This window comes from Anaerolineales bacterium (assembly GCA_019637805.1).
Classification (GTDB): Bacteria; Chloroflexota; Anaerolineae; order Anaerolineales; family UBA11579; genus JAMCZK01.
Genome location: JAHBVB010000001.1, coordinates 1,061,436 through 1,083,446 on the forward strand (window position 1 = coordinate 1,061,436; position 22,011 = coordinate 1,083,446).

Annotated in this window: 21 protein-coding genes; 9 read left to right on the top strand and 12 right to left on the bottom strand. The window is 62.1% G+C overall.

All coding sequences use genetic code 11. The annotated features are described in order from the left end of the window. The first annotated feature begins 25 nt into the window (after positions 1-25). The 6 genes from atpE (at position 26) to KF885_05195 (ending at position 4,802) form a co-directional block, all read left to right on the top strand. A complete protein-coding gene (gene atpE, locus KF885_05170; GenBank protein ID MBX3048547.1) occupies positions 26-250 on the top strand; it encodes an ATP synthase F0 subunit C in 225 nt (74 codons plus the stop codon). A gap of 39 nt (positions 251-289) precedes the next feature. After that, on the top strand, positions 290-1,027 hold the full coding sequence (atpF, locus tag KF885_05175) for a F0F1 ATP synthase subunit B (protein ID MBX3048548.1): 738 nt from the start codon (positions 290-292) through the stop codon (positions 1,025-1,027). A gap of 66 nt (positions 1,028-1,093) precedes the next feature. Beyond that, positions 1,094-2,632 (top strand): UDP-N-acetylmuramoyl-L-alanyl-D-glutamate--2,6-diaminopimelate ligase, encoded by a 1,539-nt coding sequence (locus KF885_05180; GenBank protein ID MBX3048549.1) that lies wholly within the window; start codon positions 1,094-1,096, stop codon positions 2,630-2,632. Between the two features lie 373 nt (positions 2,633-3,005). Continuing rightward, on the top strand, positions 3,006-3,548 hold the full coding sequence (locus KF885_05185; protein MBX3048550.1) for a dihydrofolate reductase: 543 nt from the start codon (positions 3,006-3,008) through the stop codon (positions 3,546-3,548). 310 nt (positions 3,549-3,858) lie between these two features. Next, positions 3,859-4,341, top strand: a complete 483-nt coding sequence (locus KF885_05190) for an RNA polymerase sigma factor (GenBank protein ID MBX3048551.1) — start codon at positions 3,859-3,861, stop codon at positions 4,339-4,341. Further along, the gene (locus KF885_05195) at positions 4,338-4,802 is read left to right on the top strand and encodes a zf-HC2 domain-containing protein (protein MBX3048552.1); all 465 of its coding nucleotides are present in this window, start codon (positions 4,338-4,340) and stop codon (positions 4,800-4,802) included. Before KF885_05190 ends, KF885_05195 begins: the two co-directional genes overlap by 4 nt. A 109-nt stretch (positions 4,803-4,911) precedes the next feature. Here KF885_05195 and KF885_05200 read toward each other — a convergent pair whose 3' ends face one another. Continuing rightward, entirely contained in the window at positions 4,912-7,203 is a 2,292-nt protein-coding gene (locus KF885_05200; protein MBX3048553.1) for a hypothetical protein, read from the bottom strand. A 335-nt stretch (positions 7,204-7,538) separates the two neighbouring features. Between KF885_05200 and KF885_05205 the strand changes: the two genes are divergently transcribed. After that, positions 7,539-8,267, top strand: a complete 729-nt coding sequence (locus KF885_05205; protein ID MBX3048554.1) for a hypothetical protein — start codon at positions 7,539-7,541, stop codon at positions 8,265-8,267. A 67-nt stretch (positions 8,268-8,334) separates the two neighbouring features. On the opposite strand, the gene KF885_05210 is transcribed toward KF885_05205, so the two are convergent. The 4 genes from KF885_05210 to KF885_05225 all read right to left on the bottom strand — a co-directional run bounded on the left by KF885_05210 (position 8,335) and on the right by KF885_05225 (position 12,627). Beyond that, positions 8,335-10,566: a polyribonucleotide nucleotidyltransferase gene (locus KF885_05210; GenBank protein ID MBX3048555.1), complete on the bottom strand. Its 2,232-nt coding sequence runs from the start codon at positions 10,564-10,566 to the stop codon at positions 8,335-8,337. A 235-nt stretch (positions 10,567-10,801) separates the two neighbouring features. After that, complete coding sequence (rpsO, locus tag KF885_05215; GenBank protein MBX3048556.1) at positions 10,802-11,077, bottom strand: 30S ribosomal protein S15; 276 nt, start codon at positions 11,075-11,077, stop codon at positions 10,802-10,804. 100 nt (positions 11,078-11,177) lie between these two features. After that, positions 11,178-11,969 (bottom strand): DNA alkylation repair protein, encoded by a 792-nt coding sequence (locus tag KF885_05220; GenBank protein MBX3048557.1) that lies wholly within the window; start codon positions 11,967-11,969, stop codon positions 11,178-11,180. 4 nt (positions 11,970-11,973) lie between these two features. Then, entirely contained in the window at positions 11,974-12,627 is a 654-nt protein-coding gene (locus tag KF885_05225; protein MBX3048558.1) for an O-methyltransferase, read from the bottom strand. A 225-nt stretch (positions 12,628-12,852) separates the two neighbouring features. Between KF885_05225 and KF885_05230 the strand changes: the two genes are divergently transcribed. Beyond that, positions 12,853-14,379, top strand: coding sequence for a carboxypeptidase regulatory-like domain-containing protein (locus KF885_05230; protein MBX3048559.1), 1,527 nt, complete (start codon positions 12,853-12,855; stop codon positions 14,377-14,379). Here the strand turns inward: KF885_05230 and KF885_05235 are convergent. From KF885_05235 to lexA, 7 genes are all read right to left on the bottom strand, one after another. Beyond that, positions 14,376-15,266: a site-specific DNA-methyltransferase gene (locus KF885_05235; GenBank protein MBX3048560.1), complete on the bottom strand. Its 891-nt coding sequence runs from the start codon at positions 15,264-15,266 to the stop codon at positions 14,376-14,378. The two genes, KF885_05230 and KF885_05235, sit on opposite strands and share 4 nt — an antisense overlap. Positions 15,267-15,339: 73 nt before the next feature. Beyond that, positions 15,340-16,434 (bottom strand): NeuD/PglB/VioB family sugar acetyltransferase, encoded by a 1,095-nt coding sequence (locus KF885_05240; protein MBX3048561.1) that lies wholly within the window; start codon positions 16,432-16,434, stop codon positions 15,340-15,342. Positions 16,435-16,445: 11 nt separating this feature from the next. Then, positions 16,446-17,465 (bottom strand): hypothetical protein, encoded by a 1,020-nt coding sequence (locus tag KF885_05245; GenBank protein MBX3048562.1) that lies wholly within the window; start codon positions 17,463-17,465, stop codon positions 16,446-16,448. Next, positions 17,462-18,355: a thiamine pyrophosphate-dependent dehydrogenase E1 component subunit alpha gene (locus KF885_05250; GenBank protein MBX3048563.1), complete on the bottom strand. Its 894-nt coding sequence runs from the start codon at positions 18,353-18,355 to the stop codon at positions 17,462-17,464. The genes KF885_05245 and KF885_05250 overlap by 4 nt, the downstream gene beginning before the upstream one ends. 8 nt (positions 18,356-18,363) lie before the next feature. After that, a complete protein-coding gene (locus tag KF885_05255; GenBank protein MBX3048564.1) occupies positions 18,364-18,984 on the bottom strand; it encodes a sugar transferase in 621 nt (206 codons plus the stop codon). A gap of 58 nt (positions 18,985-19,042) precedes the next feature. Beyond that, positions 19,043-20,005, bottom strand: a complete 963-nt coding sequence (locus KF885_05260) for a hypothetical protein (GenBank protein ID MBX3048565.1) — start codon at positions 20,003-20,005, stop codon at positions 19,043-19,045. Positions 20,006-20,089: 84 nt separating this feature from the next. Next, the gene (gene lexA, locus KF885_05265) at positions 20,090-20,806 is read right to left on the bottom strand and encodes a transcriptional repressor LexA (GenBank protein ID MBX3048566.1); all 717 of its coding nucleotides are present in this window, start codon (positions 20,804-20,806) and stop codon (positions 20,090-20,092) included. Between the two features lie 151 nt (positions 20,807-20,957). Here lexA and KF885_05270 point away from each other — a divergent pair, with 151 nt between their 5' ends. Beyond that, on the top strand, positions 20,958-21,968 hold the full coding sequence (locus KF885_05270; protein ID MBX3048567.1) for an NAD-dependent epimerase/dehydratase family protein: 1,011 nt from the start codon (positions 20,958-20,960) through the stop codon (positions 21,966-21,968). The last annotated feature ends 43 nt before the right edge of the window (positions 21,969-22,011 follow it).

Sequence of the window (22,011 nt, forward strand, 5' to 3'; positions counted from 1 at the left end):
CATCTTTGATGGAGGTTGAAGAAACATGGAAGCTGATGCCGCAAAAATGATTGGTGCAGGAATTGCCATGATCGGCGCAATGGGCGCCGGCTTGGGCGTGGGTTTGGCCGCTTATGGCGGCGTGCAGGGCATTGCCCGCAACCCGGACGCCGCGGGCACCATCCAAACCAGCATGATTCTGGGTATCGTGTTCACTGAAGCTATCGCCATTTACTGTCTGGTGGTAGCCATGCTCGTTCTGTTCGTCTAAGCGGACAGGCGAGAGACACGATAGGAAAGGAGCCCTACATTGGAAGCCTTAGGTATTAATCTGGGTTTTCTGATCGTTCAGATCTGCAGCTTCTTGCTGTTGATGATCGCCTTGCGCGCTTGGGTGTTTACACCCATCACCAATATGTTGGAGCGCCGCCGCGAGACCATCAGCAAGGGTCTTGAGGACGCTGCCATCGCCGCCGAGGCGCGTGCCAACGCGGAGAAGGAAGCCGAAAAGCTGCTGAACGACGCTCGTACCAAGGCAGCTACCGAGGCCCGCGAGGTTACCACCCGCGCCGAAGAGCAAGCCAAACAGATCCGCGCCGCCGCCGAGGCCACCGCTGGCAAAGCCCGCGAAGAAGCCCTGGCTGAGGTCGACGCTGAGCGCGCCCGCGTGCTTAGCGATGTGCGCGGTCAAGTTGGCGCCCTGGCGATTGCCGCCGCTCAGAAGCTCATCGGCGACGCGATGGACGAGAAGAAGCAGAAAGCCCTCATCGATGAATTCTTCTCCGGCGTCAAGTCCGGCAAGGTCACTGTGCTGGAAGGCGCCAGCGTCAGCGGCGCGGCCGCTACGGTCACCAGCGCCCTGCCGCTCAGCAAGTCCGAGCAGGATGATGTGCAGAAGCAGGTCCTGGCCGCCATTGGTGGCAAGGGCGAGGTCAGCTTCAAGGTCGACCCCAACATCTTGGGCGGCATTGTGGTGCGCGTGGGCGATAAGGTCCTGGACGGTTCTGTGTCCGGCCAGCTCAACTCCATGCGCCAGAACCTGCGCTGATCTTTTGCAGACAGCTTACAGGACGCCCAGCAATGGGCGTCCTTTTGTTATCATGGGCGGGTCGCCATGCTCAACTTATCTGAACTGCTAGGGGAGGTCACCAACGTCGCCCTGCCGGATGTGCAGGTCGGCGGCCTGGCCTTGGACTCGCGCCTGGTCAAGCCGGGCGACGTTTTCTTCGCCATTGTGCAGGGCGTGGACCGTTACCAGTTCCTTGATGAAGTGCTGGCCCGCGGCGCCGTTGCCGTGGTCGGCGAGCGCGCCGGCGTGCAGCTGCCCATCCCGCACATCCAGGTCGCCGATGCGCGCGCCGCCCTGGCCGCCGCCGCCGCCGCCCTCTACCGCTACCCGGCTCGCGACCTGACCATCATCGGCGTCACCGGCACGGACGGCAAGACCACCACATCCAATTTTATCTACCAGATCCTGCAGGCGGCCGGCTTGGGCACCGGCATGATCTCCACCGTCAACGCCCAGATCGGCGAGCAGGTGTTGGACACCGGCTTCCACGTCACCACACCAGAGGCCTTTGACACCCAGGGCTACCTGCGCCAAATGGCCGACGCTGGGCTGAGCCACGCCGTGCTGGAAATGACCTCCATCGGCCTGGCCCAGCAGCGCGGCGCCCGTCCCGCAGAATTTGATATTGGCGTGGTGACCAACATCACCCACGAGCACCTCAACGACCACGGCACCTACGAGGCCTATTTCGATGCCAAAGCCAGGCTCTTTGACGGCCTGGCGCAGCCGGCCCACAAAACGCGCCCGGTGGGCCGCCTGGCCGTGCTCAACCGTGACGACCGCTCCTACGCTGGGCTGGCCGCCAGGGTGACCGCCCGGCAGCTGGCCTACGGCCTGCATGCCGAGGCCGACCTGCGCGCCGAGGACGTGGTCAACCAGCCGGGCAGCCTCAGCTTCACCGCTGTAGGTCCTGGCGGACTGCGTTTTCCGGTGCACACGCCCATGTTTGGCGCCTACAACGTCTCCAACGCCCTGGCCGCCATCGGCAGCACCGTCATCGGCCTCGGGCTGCCGGTAGAGGCGGCTCAGCAGGGCATCGCCGCCCTGCGGGGCGTGCCCGGCCGCATGGAGCGCATTGAGATGGGCCAGGACTTCAACGCCATCGTCGACTTTGCCCACACGCCCTTCGCCCTCATCGCCGCCTTGCAGGCCGGCCGCCAACTCACGGCTGGCAAGCTCATCGCCGTCTTCGGCTCCGCCGGCCTGCGCGACAAGGCCAAACGCCGCATGATGGCTGAGGCCGCCGCCGAACTGGCCGACATCAGCGTGCTGACCGCCGAAGACCCGCGCACCGAATCGTTGGATGGCATCCTCGAAGAAATGGCCGCTGGGGCACGGCATAAGGGTGGGGTGGAGGGCAAAAGCTTCTTCCGCGTCCCCGACCGCGGCGCGGCGATCTCCTTTGCCCTGCTGCAAGCCCAGCCCGGCGATCTGGTCATCGTCCTCGGCAAAGGCCATGAGCAGTCCATGTGCTTCGGCGAGACCGAGTATCCTTGGGACGATCGCATTGCTTTGCGCGCCGCCCTGGCCGAATATCTGGGCGTCCCCGGCCCGGAAATGCCCAAACTGCCGACGAGTGGGTAGCCAGGGCCGACGAAGCAATCTCCACCATTAATTGCAAATCGTGTTGCCCTGAGCGCAAGCGAAGGCTTTTATTGCGCGTGTTCGCTCAGGCCCTCTCGTTTGCAAGCCGCCCTCTACTGCCGGATCCCGTCATCCTGAGCGTCGCGAAGGATCCCACTGCATATTGCCCAATTCGTGTCGCCCTGAGCGCAAGCGAAGGGCTTTCAATCCGCTTGTTAAACAGTCGTGCTCACTGACACCGTGCAGACAAAACGCGTAGAAGGCTTAAGCTTGGCCAGCCAAGGATTTCCCCACAACCATAGTGCTAAAATCCTGCTGGCGGTTGGAACCCAGCCTGCTATAGCCCTGCCCAACGATCTCAGGAGAATAACAAATGGGAAAAGTGATCTTTGCCATCAACATCACCATTGACGGCTACTGCGGCCATGAGTCGGGGATGCCGGATGACGAAACCAACCAGTATTTCACACAGCTCCTCCGAGAGACAGATGTCGAAATCCTGGGCCGCAAGACCTACCAGCTGATGTACCCGTACTGGCATGACGTGGCGGTGGCCCAATCGGGCAGCCAGACCGAAAATGCATTCGCCAGCGCATTTGACGCGCTGCCGAAGATCGTCTTTTCTACCACCCTGGAACGGGCCGAGTGGAACAACACTACGCTGCTGCGCTCAAATCTGCGCGAAGAAATTCTGAAGTGGAAACAACAGCCGGGGAAGACTATCGCCATCGGTGGACTGAACATTGGATCGCAAGTTGCCCAATGGGACCTGATCGATGAATATCGCTTCGTGGTGCACCCGGTCATTGCCGGCAAAGGCCCGCGTCTGTTCGAAGCAGGCGGGGAACATACCCTAAAGCTTGTTGAAACAAAAACCTTCCGTTCCGGGATTGTTGCCCTTCATTACCAAAAGTAATGTTTGCGCGTAGGGGCGGCTTGCAAGCCGTCTCTGCCTAATCCCGCGTCATCCTGAGCGGCAGCGAAGGTCCCCCCGTATATTGCTCAATTCGTGTCGCCCTGAGCGCAGCGAGGGGCTTTCATTACGCTTGTTTTGCTCATGCCCTCTCGTTTGTATGCCGCCTCAACCGTAAGCCAACCCATCATCCTGAACGCAGCGAAGGATCCTCATAACGCCGGTACCAAGCTTCGCTGGATGGAGCGATTCCAGCCAGGCTTCTCACTGTAACTTTTCCCCACCAACTGCATATACTCCATGGAAGGCACTCATGGATTTCCATCAAGTCTACGACCGCTACGCCCCCGCCGTGCAGCGCTTCGCTTTCTGGCTCTGCGGCGACGTCCACCTGGCCCAGGACCTGACCAGCGAGACCTTCGTGCGCGCCTGGCTGCGCATCGATACCCTGCGCCAACCCACCCTGCGGTCGTACCTTTTCGCCATCACCCGCAACCTCTACCTCGAGGACCGGCGCAAACATCGCCGCCAGGTCGAACTGGCCGAGAACTTGCCTGCTTCGCTAGTCTCCCCGCTGGTCGCTCTTGAGCAGGCTGAGCAGTTCGCCTCGGCCGGCCAGGCTCTCAGCCAACTCGGCCAGCGTGAGCGCACCGCGCTCCTGCTGCGCGCCGTGGAGCAGATGAGCTATGCCGAGATCGCCGCCGCCCTCGGCCTCAGCCTCTCGACGGCCAAAGTGGTGGTCCACCGCGCTCGCCTTAAGCTTCTGCTGGCCCGCCAACAATTGGAGGAAAAATGAACATCGAACGCGAAGTGATTATCGACTTGTTGCCCCTCTACAGCGCTGGGGAACTCAGCCCGGCCAGCCGCCGCCTGGTGGAGGAAGCTCTGGCGCAGGATGCTTCTCTCCGCCAGCTGGCCAACACACTGCAAAACACCACTGGGGCAGGGGATTTGAACCGGGAGAGCGGCTTGCAACAGCTCGACCGTGAACTCGACAATCTGCTGGGGAGTCCGCCTGCCCCCACGGCGGAGGAAGAAAAGCGCACTTTCTCGCAAACTCGTCTGCGCATGGCTGTCCGTGGTGGGCTTGTCGGGGCAGCCATCTTTGCCACCTTGTCGATTTTTGCCTTCTGGTTTGACGGCAATTCCATCACCCTGTTCAAAGAGGCTTTTCCGCAGTTGGTGCCTCCCTTGCTTGTGGCCGCAGCCGCCCTGTGGGGCCTGGTGCTGCTCAACAGCTGGTTGGGCCGCAACTAGCCGGATACTCTATAGCTAGAATAGATGGGCGGGCAGCCAGCCTGCCCCATCTCTATCTTTGCAACGCAACACTCAACCATCGCATGGCCGCCCTCGCTTGTAAGGAACGCTAGCAGTCCGACCCCAGCCAGTTCTGCACCACATCCTCGACCAGCATCGGGCCGGCTTCGATCACCAAGCTGCGCGGCGCCGTCTCGACGCAATTGGCGCCGCGCTCGACCCGCTCCCAGTCGCCTAGATTGTAGGCATAGCGGATCTCCTCGCCCACCGGCAGGTCCACCGTCACCCGGTAGGCGTTGCCGCTGGGCTGCAGCAGCACACTCCACGGCGTCCAGGGCGGGATGCCGGGATGCCGCAGGTCCCCGCCCAGGAAGATCTCCGGCCCCGAACCGGCCGGCGCCTCAACCTGAAACGTGACCGCCACCATTTGCGGCAGCGGTTGTCCGCTCAGCGAGCTCGACTCGCAGTCCCCGGAGAGCGCCATGTCCTCAGCTGCGGCCCACAAGCCGCCGCCGACCCGCAGCCACTGGCTGCCGTCCGCCGCGTTGTCCCGCCCATCCAGGAGCGCCAGCTGCCCCGCGCTCAGTTGCGAGGCCCTCGGCTGTTCACTGCCCGGCCAGCGGTGCAGTGGGGCGCTTCCCAGTGCCTGGCCAATGCAAGCCTCTGCCTCTGGCGCCGGCGCGGAGACCACTTCGATCTCGCGCCATGCCACCCAGGCCGGGCTTTCCAAGGTCAGGATGCGCACCGCGCTCACCCCCGCCAGCGGGATCGGCAGGCGGTAGACCAGCCGCCCGTCAATACTGGTGAAGCCGTAGAACTCGGCCACCAACACTTGCCTGCCGTCTTCCAGCCGGGCCCAAACCTGGTGGCGGGTGTGGCCCGGCGGCCACTGCTCGATGCTCATGCCCACCTGTTGAATGACGGTCGCTTCATCCAGCGTGATCTCGATCCATTGCGGCGGGTAGTTGCCGGAGTTCCATGGCGTGCTTCCGCCATCCACCGCCGCCCGCGCCGGGTTCTCCGCCAATTGGCTGGAGAATTGGGCCGCCCGCCCCAGCGCCACGTTGGCGCGTTCCTGCGCCGGTACGACGCAGGGGTCCGGCTGCTGGGCCGGCGACATGGCTTGTAGCATCAGTTCGTCTTCTTCCAGCACGGTCCACGGTTTGCCGTCCAGGTCCTCCGGCCAGGGGTAATAACCCCAGTGCAGCCAGCCGTCAAAGCCCACCGCACAGGAATCGGCGATGTATTGCAGCCCGATGCTCAACGCCGTGAAGGCCGAGGGGAAGATGGCATGCCCGGAGCCGGTCTCACCCATGATCACCGGTTTTTCTTCATGGCCCGGCATGCCGAAGTTTTCCGCCTGCTGCTCTACGCTCAGGTCGGTATCGTAATAGGCGTGGAAGTCCCAAAAGTCCACCGCCTCGCTCTCGATCAGCGGGGCCGTATCCACGTACCAGTCCCCGCCGATCTCGGTCGGGTGGGGGAACTGCGGCGCAAAGAAGCCCACGGTCACCAATCCCTGCGGGTCGTGCTCTTTGACGATCGCCGCCACTTCGTCGATATAAAATAGCACGCCATCCACCACCATCTGGCGTTTTTGTGCTTGGTCGGCCATGTCGTAGCTCTTGCCGTTGGAAATCGTGACATGGCCTTCATCCAATGACAGCGGCGGCACATGTTTCCACAGCCACAGCTCGTTGGTCAGCTGCCAGCCCAACATCACTTCGAAAGGTGCGTCGCGTGCCACCATCCCCGCCATCAGGTCTTGCCAAAAGCGCCGTTTGATCTCAACGCCCGCCGGGTGCAGCCAATCCGCATTGCGATAATCCTCGAACCCGAAGCGCGCGTCGGCACTATAGATTTGCTGGTCAAAATACGCCCAGTAGCCGCCGTGCTCCGGCACCGAATTGGCCGTGAAGATAATGTAGATGCCTTCCTCGCCAGCGATCTGCATCAGGTCCACCATATTGTCGAGATAAGCGGGGTTCAGGCCCGTGCCGGCCGGGTTGCCGATGCAGAATGGCCCGCCGCCGCAGGTGTCGAAGAAGATGCGCACCGTGTTGTAGCCATGTTGCGCCAGCTGCCGGAACGCCGTCCGCACCCGCTGTGGGTCGTAGACATTGGTGGCCATCAGGCGGTCTTCGTAACCCCCGTGCTCCGCCCGGTAAAAGTCGACATAGTTGACCCCGCGCGGCACGAAAGGCTCGCCGCTGCGTGAGTTGTAGAATTCCCCGCGGCCCTCCACCACCCGAATCTGGATGCGGGGCACATCCAGGGCCGGCCGGTTTGTCGCCTCAGTCTCGGCCGGTTGCGCTTCAAGCGGGTTTGCTGCCGCGCCCGGCGAGCAGGCGGCCAATACCAGCGCCAAAAGACAAAGACCAAAATCGTATAAAGATCGCATTAGATACTTCTACTGCCTGACTTAAGTATATAGTACCCACCCCGCTGCTAACCTTACAGTCACCCACTTGACAGGGTTCCATCAGTTCCACACCAAACGTCCGATCGCCTGCACTTTGCTTCATTCTGCGAAGAATTACCCAGAACTCGTCAACAAGAATACAGTTTGATGCTCAACATGCATAGAATAAAATACTGCCCATCATTGCGACTAAGCAATCTCGAAAGGTCACCGATTTGGCAGAGCGTTTCATTGACTAGGCTTCGCCGCAATGACTAATGGAAGCCCATTTGAATTGTGGATACTCTTGATACAATAAGAATCTGGAGAGGTAAATGAAAGATTTAGAACAAAGATTGCTTGACTTAGCAACTCATCATGAAGAGTATCTAAAAGAGCAGCTTTCAAATACCGAAGGCACCAAGCAAGACTGGTATTCAATTATTCACGAACACTATGAACGCGAGCTCCTACCTTCCTTGGAAGAAAACAATGAGGCCTTTGTAGAGTATTGGCCGTGTAGTTTTATTTGGGATGAGACTTCTCAATTGCGAACATATTCAACTAGATCCTACAGAGTGCTAAGAGGCTCGTACGGGACTGGATATCTGGCCGTTAGTTCTTTCGGTCTTTACATATGTGTCTTTGACAAACTGTCAAAAGACTATCCTCCAGTACCTTCTAGCTTGGCCTATCAAGTGTTGTCTGGAGTTGGCGGTGAGCGAGATGATCGAAAACGCTATAAAGGTGATCAGATTTGGCGTATTTCTTTCGAAGAAATTCATGGAACGCACGCCGTTGATGAAAGAATATTGCGTGTCGTAACTACGACGAGCGAGTGGAAGATAGCACGACACTTTAAGGGAGATTTGGAGCTAATTCAAACTTCTATTTCAATGGGCAAAAATAATCTTTTCAGAAAAAATGAAGCTCTTATGGCTGACAACACTAATAGAGAAATTTTGGCGACAATTGAAGAATTAGCAAAACTACGAGAATCAGGCGCTATTTCTAACGATGACTATGAATCGCAAAAGAATAAATTGTTGGGGCGATTGAAATAAGTATCTAGACAAAAACAGCCCCGCCAGATGACGGGGCTGTTTGATTTTACTTGGAAACTGCAGAGGCCTAGCGCCGGCCGCGGAAACCACCGCCGCGATCGCCACGGTCGCGGCCGCCCCCACCGCCACGCCGGTCGCCGCCGCGGCCACCACCCCCGCCGCCGCTGGGCCGCCCGCCCTTGTCCTTCTCGCGGGCTTCCTCGGCCGTCCAGCCTTCCAGCACGGCCTGGCGGCTCAGGCGGATCTTGCCGCTGGGGTCAATATCCGTGATCATCACGGACACTTCATCGCCCATCTGCACCACGCTCTCCACGCTTTCCACGTGGCCGCTGTCCAACTGCGAGATGTGCACCAGGCCGTCCGTGCCGGGCATGATCTCGATGAAGGCGCCAAAGTCGGTGATGCGCACCACCTTGCCGGTGTAGATCCGGCCGATCTCCGGCGTCTCGGTCAGCGCCTCAATGCGTTCGCGGGCGATCTGCGCTGCTTCGGCATTGTCAGAGGCGATGAACACCGTGCCGTCATCGGAGATGTCGATCTTGGCGCCGCTCTCTTCCTGAATGGCGCGGATCGTCTTGCCGCCTGGGCCGATCACCGCGCCAATCTTCTCGATCGGCACCATCACCGTGGTGATGCGTGGGGCGTGCGCCTTCAGGTCCGGCCGCGGGGCCGGCAGGGTCTCCAGCATCTTGTCCAGGATGTGCTTGCGCCCGGCCTTGGCTTGCTGCAGCGCCTCAGCCATCATCTGCGTCGTCAGGCCCGAGATCTTAATGTCCATCTGCAGGGCGGTAATGCCCTTGTCCGTGCCGGCCACTTTGAAGTCCATGTCACCCAGGTGGTCTTCAATGCCCTGGATGTCGCTGAGGATCTGGTACTTGCTGCCGTCCGTGATCAGCCCCATCGCAATCCCGGAAACCGGCGCCTTGATCGGCACGCCGGTGTCCATCAGCGCCAGGGTCGAAGCGCACACCGAGCCCATCGAAGTCGAGCCGTTCGAGGACAAGCACTCGGAGACCAGGCGCAGCGTGTAGGGGAATTCTTTTTCGGAAGGGATCACCGCCACCAGGGCGCGCTCAGCCAGCGCGCCGTGGCCGATCTCCCGGCGGGAGGAGCCGCGCAGCGGCCGCGCCTCGCCGGTGGAGAAGGGCGGGAAGTTGTAATGATGCATGTAGCGCTTTTCTTTGATCGGCGTCAGCGTGTCCAGCTCCTGCGCCTCGCGCGGGGTGCCCAGCGTGGCCAGGGTCAGCACCTGCGTTTCGCCGCGGGTGAAAATGCCGGAACCGTGCGCCCGCGGGCTGTAGTCCACCTCGCACCAGATCGGGCGGATATCGGTCGGGGTGCGGCCGTCAGGGCGCTTGCCCTGCTCGATGATCCGGCGGCGCACCACCGCCTTCTCGGCAGAACCGTAGGCCTCTTTTACTTGCCCAGCCAGCTCGGCGTCGTCTCCGGCCAGTTCGGCCACCACCGTGTCGCGCAGCGCGTCGATGGCGCCGTATTGATCGGTTTTGCCGATCTGCTGGTCAAAGATCTGCTCCAGTTCAGCCTGGGTGCGTTCCAGCACCGTGGCCTTCAAGGCCTCATCCACCTTGAAGCTCTGGTAGGCGCGCTTGGGTTTGCCCACCTGCTCGGCCATCTGTACCTGCATATCAATGATCGGCTGCATCGCCTGGTGGGCGGCTTCCAGCGCCGCCACCATCGTGTCTTCATCCACTTCGTTGGCGCCGCACTCCACCATCAGGATCGCGTCGCGCGTACCGGCCACCCGCAGGTCCAGGTCGGACTCTTTCAATTGCGAATAGGTCGGGTTGATCACCAGTTGGCCGTCCACGCGGCCTACGCGCACCGCGCCCACCGGCCCATTCCAGGGGATGTCGGAAATGCTCAGCGCCGCAGAAGCCGCATTGACCGCGATCACGTCGATCACGTTCTCTTCGTCGGCGGAGAGGGCATACATGATCACCTGCACATCGTTGCGCAGGTCCTTGGGAAACAGCGGGCGCAGCGGTCGGTCGGTCAGGCGCGCCGTCAGAATGGCGCCCTCGCTGGGGCGGCCCTCACGGCGGAAGAACGAACCGGGGATCTTGCCGCCGGCGTACATGCGCTCTTCGTAATCCACGCTCAGCGGGAAGAAGTCGATCCCGCTGCGCGGGTTGGCCGACATGGTGGCGGTCGCCAGGATCAGCGTATCGCCCAGGCGGGCCGTTACCGCGCCGCCGGCCAGTTGGGCGACCTTGCCCGTGGAAAATGTCAGCGTCTGGTTACCCACTTGGGCGCTAAAGTCTTTGGACTCGGGTTTCATAAATCTCCTTTTGCGAAGGCCGCAGCGCTTCGCACAGGCCCGTTAGCCCAGGAACTGGAAACTGGTCACAAGCAGGCTTATGAGCAAGTTCCAATGCCCTGGCCAACGAGCAATGATGGGTTTAGGTTAGAGGCAATTATAGTATTTTCTGCGCTGGAATGTCCTCCTGCAGCGAAACAAAAAAAGAGGCGGCTGGCATAAGCTGGGCCTATGCGAAGCCGCCTCTTTTTGAAGGCTAAGCCTTGCGGCGGATCTTGAGCTTGTCCGCCAGCGACACATACTTCTCGTAGTCGTGCCTGCGCACATACTCCAGCAGGCGGCGGCGCTGGCCCACCAGCTTCAGCAGGCCGCGGCGGGAGGAATGGTCCTTGCTGTGGGTCTGCAGGTGGCCGGTCAGCTGCTCAATCCGGCTGGTCAGCAGGGCAATCTGCACTTCAGGCGAACCTGTGTCGCCTTCGGCGCGCTTGTATTCGCCAATTACGGCTTGTTTCTTTTCTTGAGGTAATGGCATGACGTTCTGCACTCCTTTTTTGCAGGTCTCCAGGCAGCTAGCCAAGGCCAGCCTGCTGGTCAAGTCAACGCCAGATTATAACCGCAAGCCCGGCGGAAATCTAGAGCAGCGGCCGCAGCCGCGCCTGGCTGACGGCTGGCAGCACCTTGTACACTTGGCGCGCGATCCAGCGGCAGCCCGGGTCCAGATCCGGCTGCTGCAGGGCTTGCTGCAAGAAATACTCCGTCTCTTTGGGGCTTTGGCGGCCCAGCTCGCTCAGCAGGTCCGCCAGATCGGGGCGGATCTTGCGGTCGGCGCTGCGTACCGGCGCCTCCAGCAGCGTGTAGATCGCTGGCAGGTTGGCGTAACCCGGGCCTTGCAGCAGGTGCTGCAGGGCGGCCAGCGCCAGGCTTTGCTGGCGGCTGTGGCCGCCGGCCAGCAGCTGGCCAGCCCAGGTGATCAGCGCTTCCGCATGCTGTTTCTGCAGGCCCTGCGTGCCGGCCTGGGCCAGTTCGGGGGCCAGCCAGGGTTCCTGGTTCTCCTCTGCCCAGGCGGCCAGGCGGGCGGTCACTTCGTGCGCTTCGGCCGGCGTGGCGCCCAGCAGGCGGGCGGCCAGCTGGCGTGTCTCAATGCTGCGCCGCGCCCACAGCCCATCGGCCACCTGCAGTGCGGTGGCGGGGTCTTCTTCGGCCAACTGGCTCATCTCCAATTGCAGTTGGCGCAGCAGCGGGGTTGGCACCTCGTAGGTTTTGAGCACCGGCCGCAGGCCGCGCACTTCGCCCAGGCGGTTGACCGGCATCGAATAGGCTTCCAGCAGGCGCTCCAGCTCGCGCAAATAGCCGGGCGGATCGCTAAAGTGCTGGGACAAAAGCGCCGCCTCTTGTTTCAGGCGGCCCAGTTCAATGGTTGGCACAGGGTTATTCTACGATAGTCAGGGCGAAACCGTCGTAGCCCTTGCTGCCCACCGTCTGCAGCACCGCGCTGTCCCCACGGTTGCCCAGGGCTTGCAGCAGGCTGCGGGCGCCCTGGCTGCTGGCGTCTGTGCCGTTCAGCACCTGGCCGCCGCGCACCACATTGTCGCTGAGGATCAGGCCGCCCTTGCGCGTCAGCCGGCGTGCCCAGTCGAAGTAGGCCGGCAGGTTGGCTTTGTCGGCGTCCAGGAAGCACAGGTCAAAGCCGGCTTCATACTCCGCCAACAGCGTGGGCAGCGTTTCCAGTGCTGGGCCTACATGCAGCCTGACGCGTTCGCTCACTCCAGCCGCGGCGAAGTTGGCTGCCGCCACCTCGGCGTGCTTGGCCTCCGCCTCCAGCGTCACCAACTGGCCGCCGTCGGGCAAGGCCCGCGCCAGCCAAATGCCGCTGTAGCCGCCCAGCGTGCCCAGTTCCAAAATGCGCCGCGCGCCGATGGCGCGGGCCAGGATGTGCAGGAACTGGGCCTGCATGCGCGAGACCTGGATGGCGGGCAGTCCGGCCGCTTCAGCGGAGGCCAGGGCTGAGGCCAAGCCGGGGTCATCCGGGGCCATAAGGTTTTCGAGAAAATCATCCACTTGCTGCCAGGTAGGATTGTCCATGCGTTCTCCGTGTGGTGCTAAAAATCGGCCTGAGTTAGGCTGGCATACTTTCAAGCAATCGTAGCATAATCCTGCCATGGCAGGCTGGTCAGGACGAGTAGTCGCCTACGAAGAGGACTTATGTTGACGGTAAAGCGTGCATGCTTGGTATTGATACTTGGTCTTTGTGCCTGTGGTCCTGCGCCGGCCGCACCAACAACCGCTACTACCTCGCCTGAAGTAATTGTGACCACCCAGACCGATTTTGTGGGCGCAGTCCAGGGCCGGGTCACGCAGGCCGGCACCAGCAACCCGGTGCCCTTCGCCTTTGTGCAGGCCAAAAACGACCGTGGGGTGACCGTAACGGTCTTTTCGGACGGAGATGGCCGCTATGCCCTGCCCGGTCTGGCGGCTGGGGATTATGTGATTTCCTCCCATGGGTTTGGTTATCAATATTCCCTGCCGCACAATGTCACAATCACCTCCGCCGCTGCGCTTGAGATCGACCTGAGCCTGCCGCCCACCGCGGACATTCGCGACCAGGTCAGCGGCGCCGAATGGCTAAGCGTCCTGCCGGACGATGCCCAAACCCGGCAGTTTATTTTGGACTGCCAGGGTTGTCACCAGCTCGGCTGGCCGCGTAAGGCCTACAACGGCTGGCCCACGGAAACCCAGTGGCAAGCGTCCATCCGCAAGATGCTGAGCTTTTACGGGCCACAGAGCGGGTTCCCGATCATCGGGCCTCTGGATGTGGAGGAAACGGCTGCCTGGCTGGCGCACTATCTGACTGCGGAAACCCAGCCGCCGCTGCCGCAGCCTGTGACCGCCCAGGCCGCCAAGGTACGCATGACCGAGTATGACTTCCCTGGCGCTGGCCCTCACGACCTGGTGCTCGACTCAAACGGGCAGATCATCATTACCGGCATGTTCAGCCACAACATGTATTCGTTGGACCCGGAGAGCGGCGAATTTACCCGCTATGCTTTAAAGCCCAACGCCAACCCCCGCGCGCTGGAGCTGGATGCCGAGGGGAACTGGTGGATCGTCTTTGGCAGCCCGCACCAATTGGCCCTCTTCGACCCGCTCACCGCGGAATTCGAAACCTACTCCATTGACATGTACGCGCACAGCGTCGCGCTCGATTCCAAAGGCAATGCTTGGGTTAATGGGCATTTCCTCTCCGACCCTGGCAAGGTCATCCGGGTCAGTCCGGATGGTTCTCGCTTGGTTTTTGACATCCCCGACAATAACGTCTCCAACCTGGCCGGATTGCCGATCTCTTACGAGATTCGGGTAGGTCCGGACAACATGGTGTGGGTCTCAGACTTGAACTGGAACCGGATCTATAAGCTGCATCCTGAGACTGGCGAAGTGGCTTACTATGAGTTCCCGCATGACACCAGTGGTCCGCGGCGGTTTGATATTGATGCTGACGGCAAACTGTGGATTCCCGAGTTTTCCGGCGGCCGCCTGGCGATGTTTGACCCGGTCACGGAAACCTTTACGGAGTGGGAAGTGCCCACCAAGAATGCCGAGCCCTATGTGGTCAAGATTGACCACCAGCGCGGCCTGGTCTGGATCGGCTATGCAGCCGGCAACCGCGTGGCCAGTTTTGACCCGCTGACCGAAACTTTTGTGGAATATCCGCTGCCCACGCCGTATGCCCTGATCCGGCATATGGCCATTGACAGCGGCAACGGCGATGTTTGGGTCAGCTATCACCATGTGCCCACTTCAGACGACAAGATCGTGCGTTTGCAGTTTGGGACTTAGCTGCCTTTAGCGATGCGAGCCTCGGCCAGCTGGATGTAATCCCGGCTGGTTTCGTAGCCCACATAGCTGCGGCCTGCTTTGCGAGCCGCTAGCGCCGTGGTGCCGCTGCCCATAAACGGGTCCAGCACCACATCGCCTGTAAAGCTGTACAGCTGGATCAGGCGGGCGGGTAGTTCTTCGGGGAAGGGGGCCGGGTGGCCCACCCGCCGGGCGGACACTGCCGGAAAGCTCCATACGCTTTTGCTGTTTTGCAGAAAATCTTCCTTGGCGATCGTATCCTCGCCGCCGGCCGGTTTGGCCCGGCCAAATGCGCCCTTGCTGAAGACCAGGATGTATTCATGCACATCGCGCAGGGTGGGGTTGCTGGCCGACAGCCAGGATCCCCAGGCAGTGGAAGCGCTGGCGCTGGAGCCCTTGTCCCAGATGATCTCGCCGCGCATCAGGTAACCCAGGGCCAACATATCCTGGATGATGAAGGCATGCAGCGGGATGTAGGGCTTGCGACCTAAGTTCGCCACGTTGATGCAGGCCCGCCCGCCCGGGGCCAGGGTCCGGTAGGTCTCGGCCCATACCCGGCGCAGCAGACCCAGGTAGTCCTCCAGGTTTAGGTCCTGGTCGTATTCCTTGCCGGCGTTGTAGGGGGGTGAGGTGACCATCAGATGCACACTGCCGTCAGGCAGTTCCGGCATCTGCTCGCTGCTGTGGCCGAAAATACGGTTGTGCGCTGCTTCGGGGAGAGGGTTGTCGCTCAGGCTATCGGGAGTTGCGGCGTTCTGCTGGCTGTATAGGGCGCTGTTGTAAAAAGTGCTGGCGTCGTGGTTGACGCGCCCAGCCGTGCCAAACGCGGAACTGCGTGTGCCTTTACGGTCTGTCTTCTTCCCGGCCACGGCTTCACTGTAACCCAAAGCGCGCGGCGCGGCAAGTTTTAAGGCTTGAGCAGGCTGGCAGAGCCAGCCTAACTCAGCCAGGCCAGACGGCCCCGGCGCGCACCACGCCGCCGGGAGGCACATCGCTCTTGACCGTGGCGCCGTTGCCCACCCGGGCGCCGGCGCCAATCGTCACCCCCAGATTGACGGTGACGCCCATGCCAATCAGCGCGCCTTCGCCCACTTGCACCCCGCCCGCTAGGATGACGCCAGGCGCCAGGTTAACCATATCTGCCAGCACGCAATCGTGCGAGACGATGGCGCCGGTGTTGATGATGCCGCCAAAGCCGATTTGCGCATCTGAGCCAATGTAGGCGTGCGGGAAGATTTGCCCGCCGTCATTGAGCTGGACGCTGGGTTCCAGCACGGCGCTGGGGTGCACCAGGCTGGGGAATTCAAACCCGGCGCCGCGTAGGATTTCGAATACGTGTATGCGGCTGCTCATCGCGCCAATACCGCCCACGGCATTGGCGGCCAGCCGGCTGCCTGCCGCGCGCAGCGCGCTCAGCAAGCCCTGGCCGCCCAGCACCAGCACATCCAACACCTGCTCGCCGGGCTGGCGGCCGTCATCCAATACCCCTGCCGGGGTGTAGCTTCCGGTGGCGCGTATCAGGTCGATCACCGCTTTGCCGTGGCCGCCGCCGCCGTAGACCAATACGGCGTTGCTGGCGGCCACACTGGGCGGAATTTCAATATCTGCAACTGTGGCCCCGCCCAGCGCGCCCCGCACCTGCGCCTCGGTGATGATCGGCCCGATCGGCAATTGGCTCAGGTCCAGGCCTTCTTGCTGCGCCAGCAGCAAGGCGGGCTGGGTAATACGCAGCCCTTCCGGAACTTCACCGGGCTGGCTGCTCTTCTGTTCGGTCTTGGGGGCTTCCCAGTCCGAGGTCGGGGCCAGGTAGCAGAACAAGGCCCCGGCGCGCAGCTTGCCGCCGGGTTGGGCCTGTAAGCCGGCCACAAAGCCGTCCGCCTCGGCGATCAGCTCAAAGGTCGACTTGGTGGTCTCCAGGGTAGCCAGCAGCGCTCCCGTTTTTACCGCCTGGCCGTCTTTAACGTGCAATGCGGCCACACGGGCTTCATTTTCGTTGGGGTTGATCAGCGGAATGGTGATCGCCAGGGCTGCGCTCATATCTGGCGCGGTTATACCATTTTTTGCGCGGTTGCCAGGATGTCCTCAACATCCGGCAGGGCGGCTTCTTCCAACGGGCGTGAGGCCGGGATCGGCGCGTCGGCGGCAGCCAAGCGCGCGGCGGTTTTCAGCCTGCCTGGCAGGGCCTGCGCGGCGCGGGCCAGCACCTCGGCGCCCCAGCCCAGGGTGTAGCTGCCTTCTTCTATGGCCAGCAGCCGGCCGCTCTTGCTCAGCGAGGCGGCCAGGGCCGCGTCCAGCGCGCCGCCTGCCGCCAGGGGGGCCAGCTGGGTCGGCACCACCAGCTCGCAGAAGACCTCGTGTTCAAAGGCCAGGCGCAGCTGCGCCTGACGGGCCAGTTCCGCCATGTAGCCATAGGCGGTCAGGGTCAGCGCCGGGGCCGGGGCGCCTTTGAGCCGCAGCGTGTGCGTGGTCGCATAGGCTCCAGGCGGGGTATGTAATTCCATTTCGAAATCTTGCAAATCCTCAGCCGTCAGAACCGGCTGTAAATACAGCAGCTTGTTCTCTATAAAGAAGACCGGGCCGTCGTCTTCGAGGATCGCCTGGCGCAGCAGTTCACCGGGGTCGCTGAGTGCGTTGGCCGCCAGGGTGCGCAGGCCAGGCACCCCCAAAAAGAGCTTCTCCAGCGTTTGGCTGTGGGTCGGGCCGTAGCCGCGCCGACCGCCCATCGGCGTGCGCACCACCAGCGGCACCTGCACTGCCCCGCCATACATGCTGCCAAATTTGCTGATGCTGTTGATCATCTGGTCGGCGATCAACGTGCTGAAGTCGCCGAACATGATCTCGACCACCGGGCGCAGGCCGCGCAGCGCCATGCCCGCCGCCACGCCGGCCAGCCCGGCCTCAGAGACTGGGCTGGTCCAGACGCGTTCGGGGTAGGCGGTCGAAAGCCCCTGACTGACCTTGAAAGCGCCGCCGTAGGGGTCCAGCACATCCTCGCCCAGCAGGTAGACGCGCGAGTCCTGGAAGGCGGCGTGCAGCCCGCGGTTGAGCGCTTGCAGCACGCTGGTCACGGGAGCGCCTCCGGGAATGGGTCGGCCTCGGCCTGGCCAAAAGCGGCGGCCACTTCGGCCTCCACCTCGGCCTCCAGGGCGGCGCGCTCGGCGTCGGCCAGTGCGGGGGCCAGCAGCGCCAGCGGGTCCCGCCGCGTCCGAATTTCGGCCATGGTGGCCTCATCGCGCGTATCGTCGCCTTTGGAATGCGGGCCAAAGCGCTGGGTGTCCAGCACCAGCGCTCGCGGCCCTGGGGCCGCCCGCAGCGCAGCCAGCTCAGCGCCGGCCAGCGTGTGGATCTCGAGGGCGTCGCTGCTGTCCAGTCGCTGGCAGGGGATGCCGAAGGCGCTGAAACGAGCGGCGATGTCGCCGGCCAGGGCCAGCTCAATGGGTGTGGTTTGGGCGATGTGGTTGTTTTCCACCACAAACAGGATCGGCGCGCCCCACAGGCTGGCCATATTGAGGCTCTCGTAGACCGTGCCCTCGCCCAAGGCCCCATCGCCCAGGAAGAGGATCGCCACGGCCGGGTTGCCTTTGGCCTTCTCGGCCAGGGCGGTACCCACGGCGATAGGCGCCGTGCTGCCCAGCACCCCGTTGGAATAGAAGTTGCGCCAGTGCAGGTGCTGCGAGCCGCCCAGGCCGCCGCACACACCGGTGGCCTTGCCCATCAGTTCGGCGAACAGGGCCCGCAGGTCGCCACCGTAGGCAATGAAGTGCCCGTGGCAGCGGTGGTTGCTGAAGACGATGTCTTGCGCGCCCAGGTGGGCCAGCACGCCGGCCGCGTTGGCCTCCTGCCCGATATATGTATGCGTCGTGCCGTAGAAGAGGCCCTTGGGGAACGCGTCCAGCACGGTTTCTTCGAAGCGGCGGATGCGATACATCTGCCGGTACAGGCCGACCTGGTCTGGCATGGGCGGCATTATACTCGCCGCCCTTCCTGGCCCTGGCTGCCCATAAATTCCACGGCTGTGGCGTTGCCCGGCTGGTTGATGCCCTCGCGGCGCAGCACCTTCAACGGGGTGAGCAGCAAGATCTTGAGGTCCAGCCACAGCGACCAGTGGTCCACGTACCACACGTCCAAGGCGAACTTGTCCTCCCAGGAAACGTTGTTGCGCCCGTTGACCTGCGCCCAGCCGGTCAGCCCGGGCAGTGCCTGCATGCGCCGTGCCTGCTCGGCAGTGTAGCGGTCCAGGTAGCGCATTAGCAGCGGCCGCGGCCCCACCAGGCTCATTTCGCCGCGCAGTACATTGTATAGCTCGGGCAGCTCATCCAGGCTGGAGGCGCGCAGCAGGCGGCCCAGCGCCGTCAGTCGCTCGGCATCCGGGCGTAGTTCGCCGTCCGGCCCGCGCAGGTCTTTCATCGTGCGGAATTTGTAGAGGGTGAAGGGCAGGCCGCGGTAGCCAGGGCGTTCCTGCCGAAAGAGCACCGGCCGCCCCAGAAAGAGGCGCACCACCAGAGCCACCAACCCGGCCAGGGGCAATGCGAAAGGCAGCGCCAGCAGGGTCAGGCTGATGTCTAAGATGCGTTTGCTGCGGGGGATGCCCGCAGGCAGCTTGGTCGGCGCCACATTCAAATTCTATCAGGCAGGCGCCTGCCGCTCAGGCGTCGAACATGCGCTCAATCGCTCTGGCATAGATCGCCTTGGCGGTGGCGCGGTGTTCCGGCTGGCTCCGCACAAAATGCTCCATCATCACACCGGAGTTGATCTCCAGCACGCGGTGCTCGCCCTGCACTTCCACAACATCCACCGAAGCAAAACGGATGTTGATCGCTTGCTGCGCTTGGCGCGCTAGGCGGCTCAATTGGCTGGCTAAGGGGCCGTCGCTCAGCTGCTGCGGGGTGGAACCGGCGCCCAGATTGTGCTTCCACCCCAGTACCACTTCTTCCCCCGCGGCAGGCACCGTTTGCAGGTCGTTCTGTTTGCCTTCGATGGCTTGCCCGGCTGCCTCCGCCGACAGCTGCCCGCCAGCCTGCGCAGCCTGAATGAGCTGCATCAGGCTGGCTTGCCCGTCACCCACCACGTGGGGGCGGCGCTTGGTGTAGAGCAGCTGCAGTTCCCCGTCCAGCATGATGGCGCGGAACTCCTGGTCGATCTCCAGATAAGGCGAAAAGCTGATGCTGCGGTGTTTTTGAAACAAGGTGTACACGGCCAACTCCAGCTCGGCCACGTTGTTCACCAGGGTTACCCCTAAGCCGCCCGTGCCTCCGTTAGGCTTGCACACCAGCGGATAGCCGAATTCCTCTGCAGAAGCTAACATGGCAGGCCAGTTGCCTTTGGCAGGGACATAGCCGCTCAGCCGCGGGTGCAAAAACAAGCGATGCGGAACGTTGGCAATGCCCTGGTGGGCCAACAGGTCGGCGATGGCGGCTTTGTCTGCGGCCAGTAATTCGGCCGTGGCTGAGTTGATCTCGAAGTTGTAGCCAAAAATATGCCGGGTGGCCCCGTTCTTTTCCAAGCGCAAGATCCAGTCATGTGAGAAACGGGTCAGGCCGTATCCTTGGTCTGCGGCGATCTCTTTGATCAGCTCGACCAGGACGCGTTGGCTGTTGGCTTCTGTCATACGGCTGATTGTAACGGCAAGCGGAAAGAGAAAAGCCCGCCAGACGGCGGGCTTTTCTGCTCCACGGAGGAGGAGCGAACACGATTAGTTGGGAGATGCGTCCATCTGGCGGATGACCATCACCACTTTGCCTTGCACTTGCACCGCACGGGGGTTATCCACAAAGATGGGCTGCATGGTGGGGTTGGCAGGCTGCAACCGAATGCCGCCGTTCTCTTTGTAGAAGTACTTCAAAGTGGTCTCGTCGCGGTCGGTCAGCCACACGGCCACCATCTCGCCGTTGCGGGCGTCTTGCGAGCGTTTCATCACCACGATGTCGCCATCATTGACCATGGCGTCGATCATCGAGTCACCCTGTACTTCCAGAGCAAACAGGTCTTCTTCTTTGTCGCCAGGAGCCAGCAGACTGCGGGCAATTTCCACGCCGCTTTCCGGGTCGTAGTAACCGAAGTCAGAGGTGGGCACCGGCATGGGTTCGCCGGCGACAATGCGGCCGATCACGGGCACGCGGATCAGGTCCTCGATGGCGCTGCGCACCTTCTCTGCGGCCTCTTCCAGCTGCCCGGTGAGGCCTTTCACCAGGCGCACACCGCGAGAGATCTTGCGGTCGCGCTCAATGTAGCCTTCTTCTTCCAGCTGGTTTAAATAGTAATTAACCACGGAGGTCGAGGAGATGCCGGTTTGTTTGCCAATCTCGCGGATGGAGGGTGGGTAGCCGGTCTCGGTCTGGTACTTCTCCAGCACCTCCAGGATCTTCTTATGTCGTTCGCTTAGCCCCTTGCGGCGTTTGGCCATCATCATTTTGGCTCTCCTCGCAAAATTCGTTCATTTGTGCTAAAACTATACACGAACGTCCGTTCTACGTCAAGTTGTTTGCCCGGCCTATTGTTTTCCGACAAGCTGTGCAATAATACGCGTTCCCCATCATCTACAGCCTATTCTCAGGAGCAAGATGCAGAAAAATGCCATTCTGATCACTGGCGCCGCCGGAGAAATTGGCCAGGCTCTACTGGCCGATCTGGCGGCCGGGGGCAAAGGCCCTCTGGTGACCCTGGACTTGCAAGCCATGCCGGCCGGGGCACAGCTGAGCCAGCATGTGCAGGGCAGCGTGGCGGATCAAGCCCTATTGGCAGGTTTGGCTGAGCAGTACCAGTTTGCCCAGATCTTTCATTTGGCCGCCCTGCTTTCCACCAGCGCAGAGCGCAAACCGTCCTTGGCCCACCAGGTCAATGTGGATGCCAGTGTGCTTCTGCTGGAACTGGCCGCCCGCCAGTCCATGGAGGGTGGCCAACCGGTGCAGGTTATTTTCCCCAGCTCAATCGCCGTCTACGGAATGCCTGACCTGGCAACCAAAGCCGCGCACGCCAAAGTAGGCGAGGGCGACTTTAATGACCCGACCACCATGTACGGCTGCAACAAATTGGCCGTGGAAAAATTGGGGGCCTACTACTCCAGCCAGTACGGGCAGCTGCAGGCGGAGATTCCCACCCGGCTGGACTTTCGCTCCCTGCGTTTCCCGGGACTGATCAGCGCCCACACCGCGCCCACGGGCGGCACCAGCGACTACGGCCCGGAGATGCTGCATGCCGCCGCCCAGGGCCAGGCCTATGCCTGCTTCGTGCGGCCGGATACGACGATTCCCTTCATGGCCATGCCAGACGCCGTGCGCGCCCTGCTGGGGTTGGCCGCCGCGCCGGCTGCCGCGCTTAGCCGCCGCGCCTACAATGTGGGCGCCTTTAGCCTGTCGGCCGAAGCCTTTGCCGGCCAGGTGCAGGCCGCCTTCCCCAGGGCTGAGATCAGCTATGCGCCCAATGCGCCTCGCCAGGGTATTGTGGATACCTGGCCGCTGGATGTGGATGACCGCGCCGCCCGCGCCGACTGGGGCTGGGCGTCCCAGTATGACTTGCAGCGTTGTTTTGATGAGTACTTGGTGCCGAATATTCGCCAGCGGTATCAGGCATAAGGCTGGACTTTTTGGTTAGGAAATTGTTAAGTGGAGATTTAGC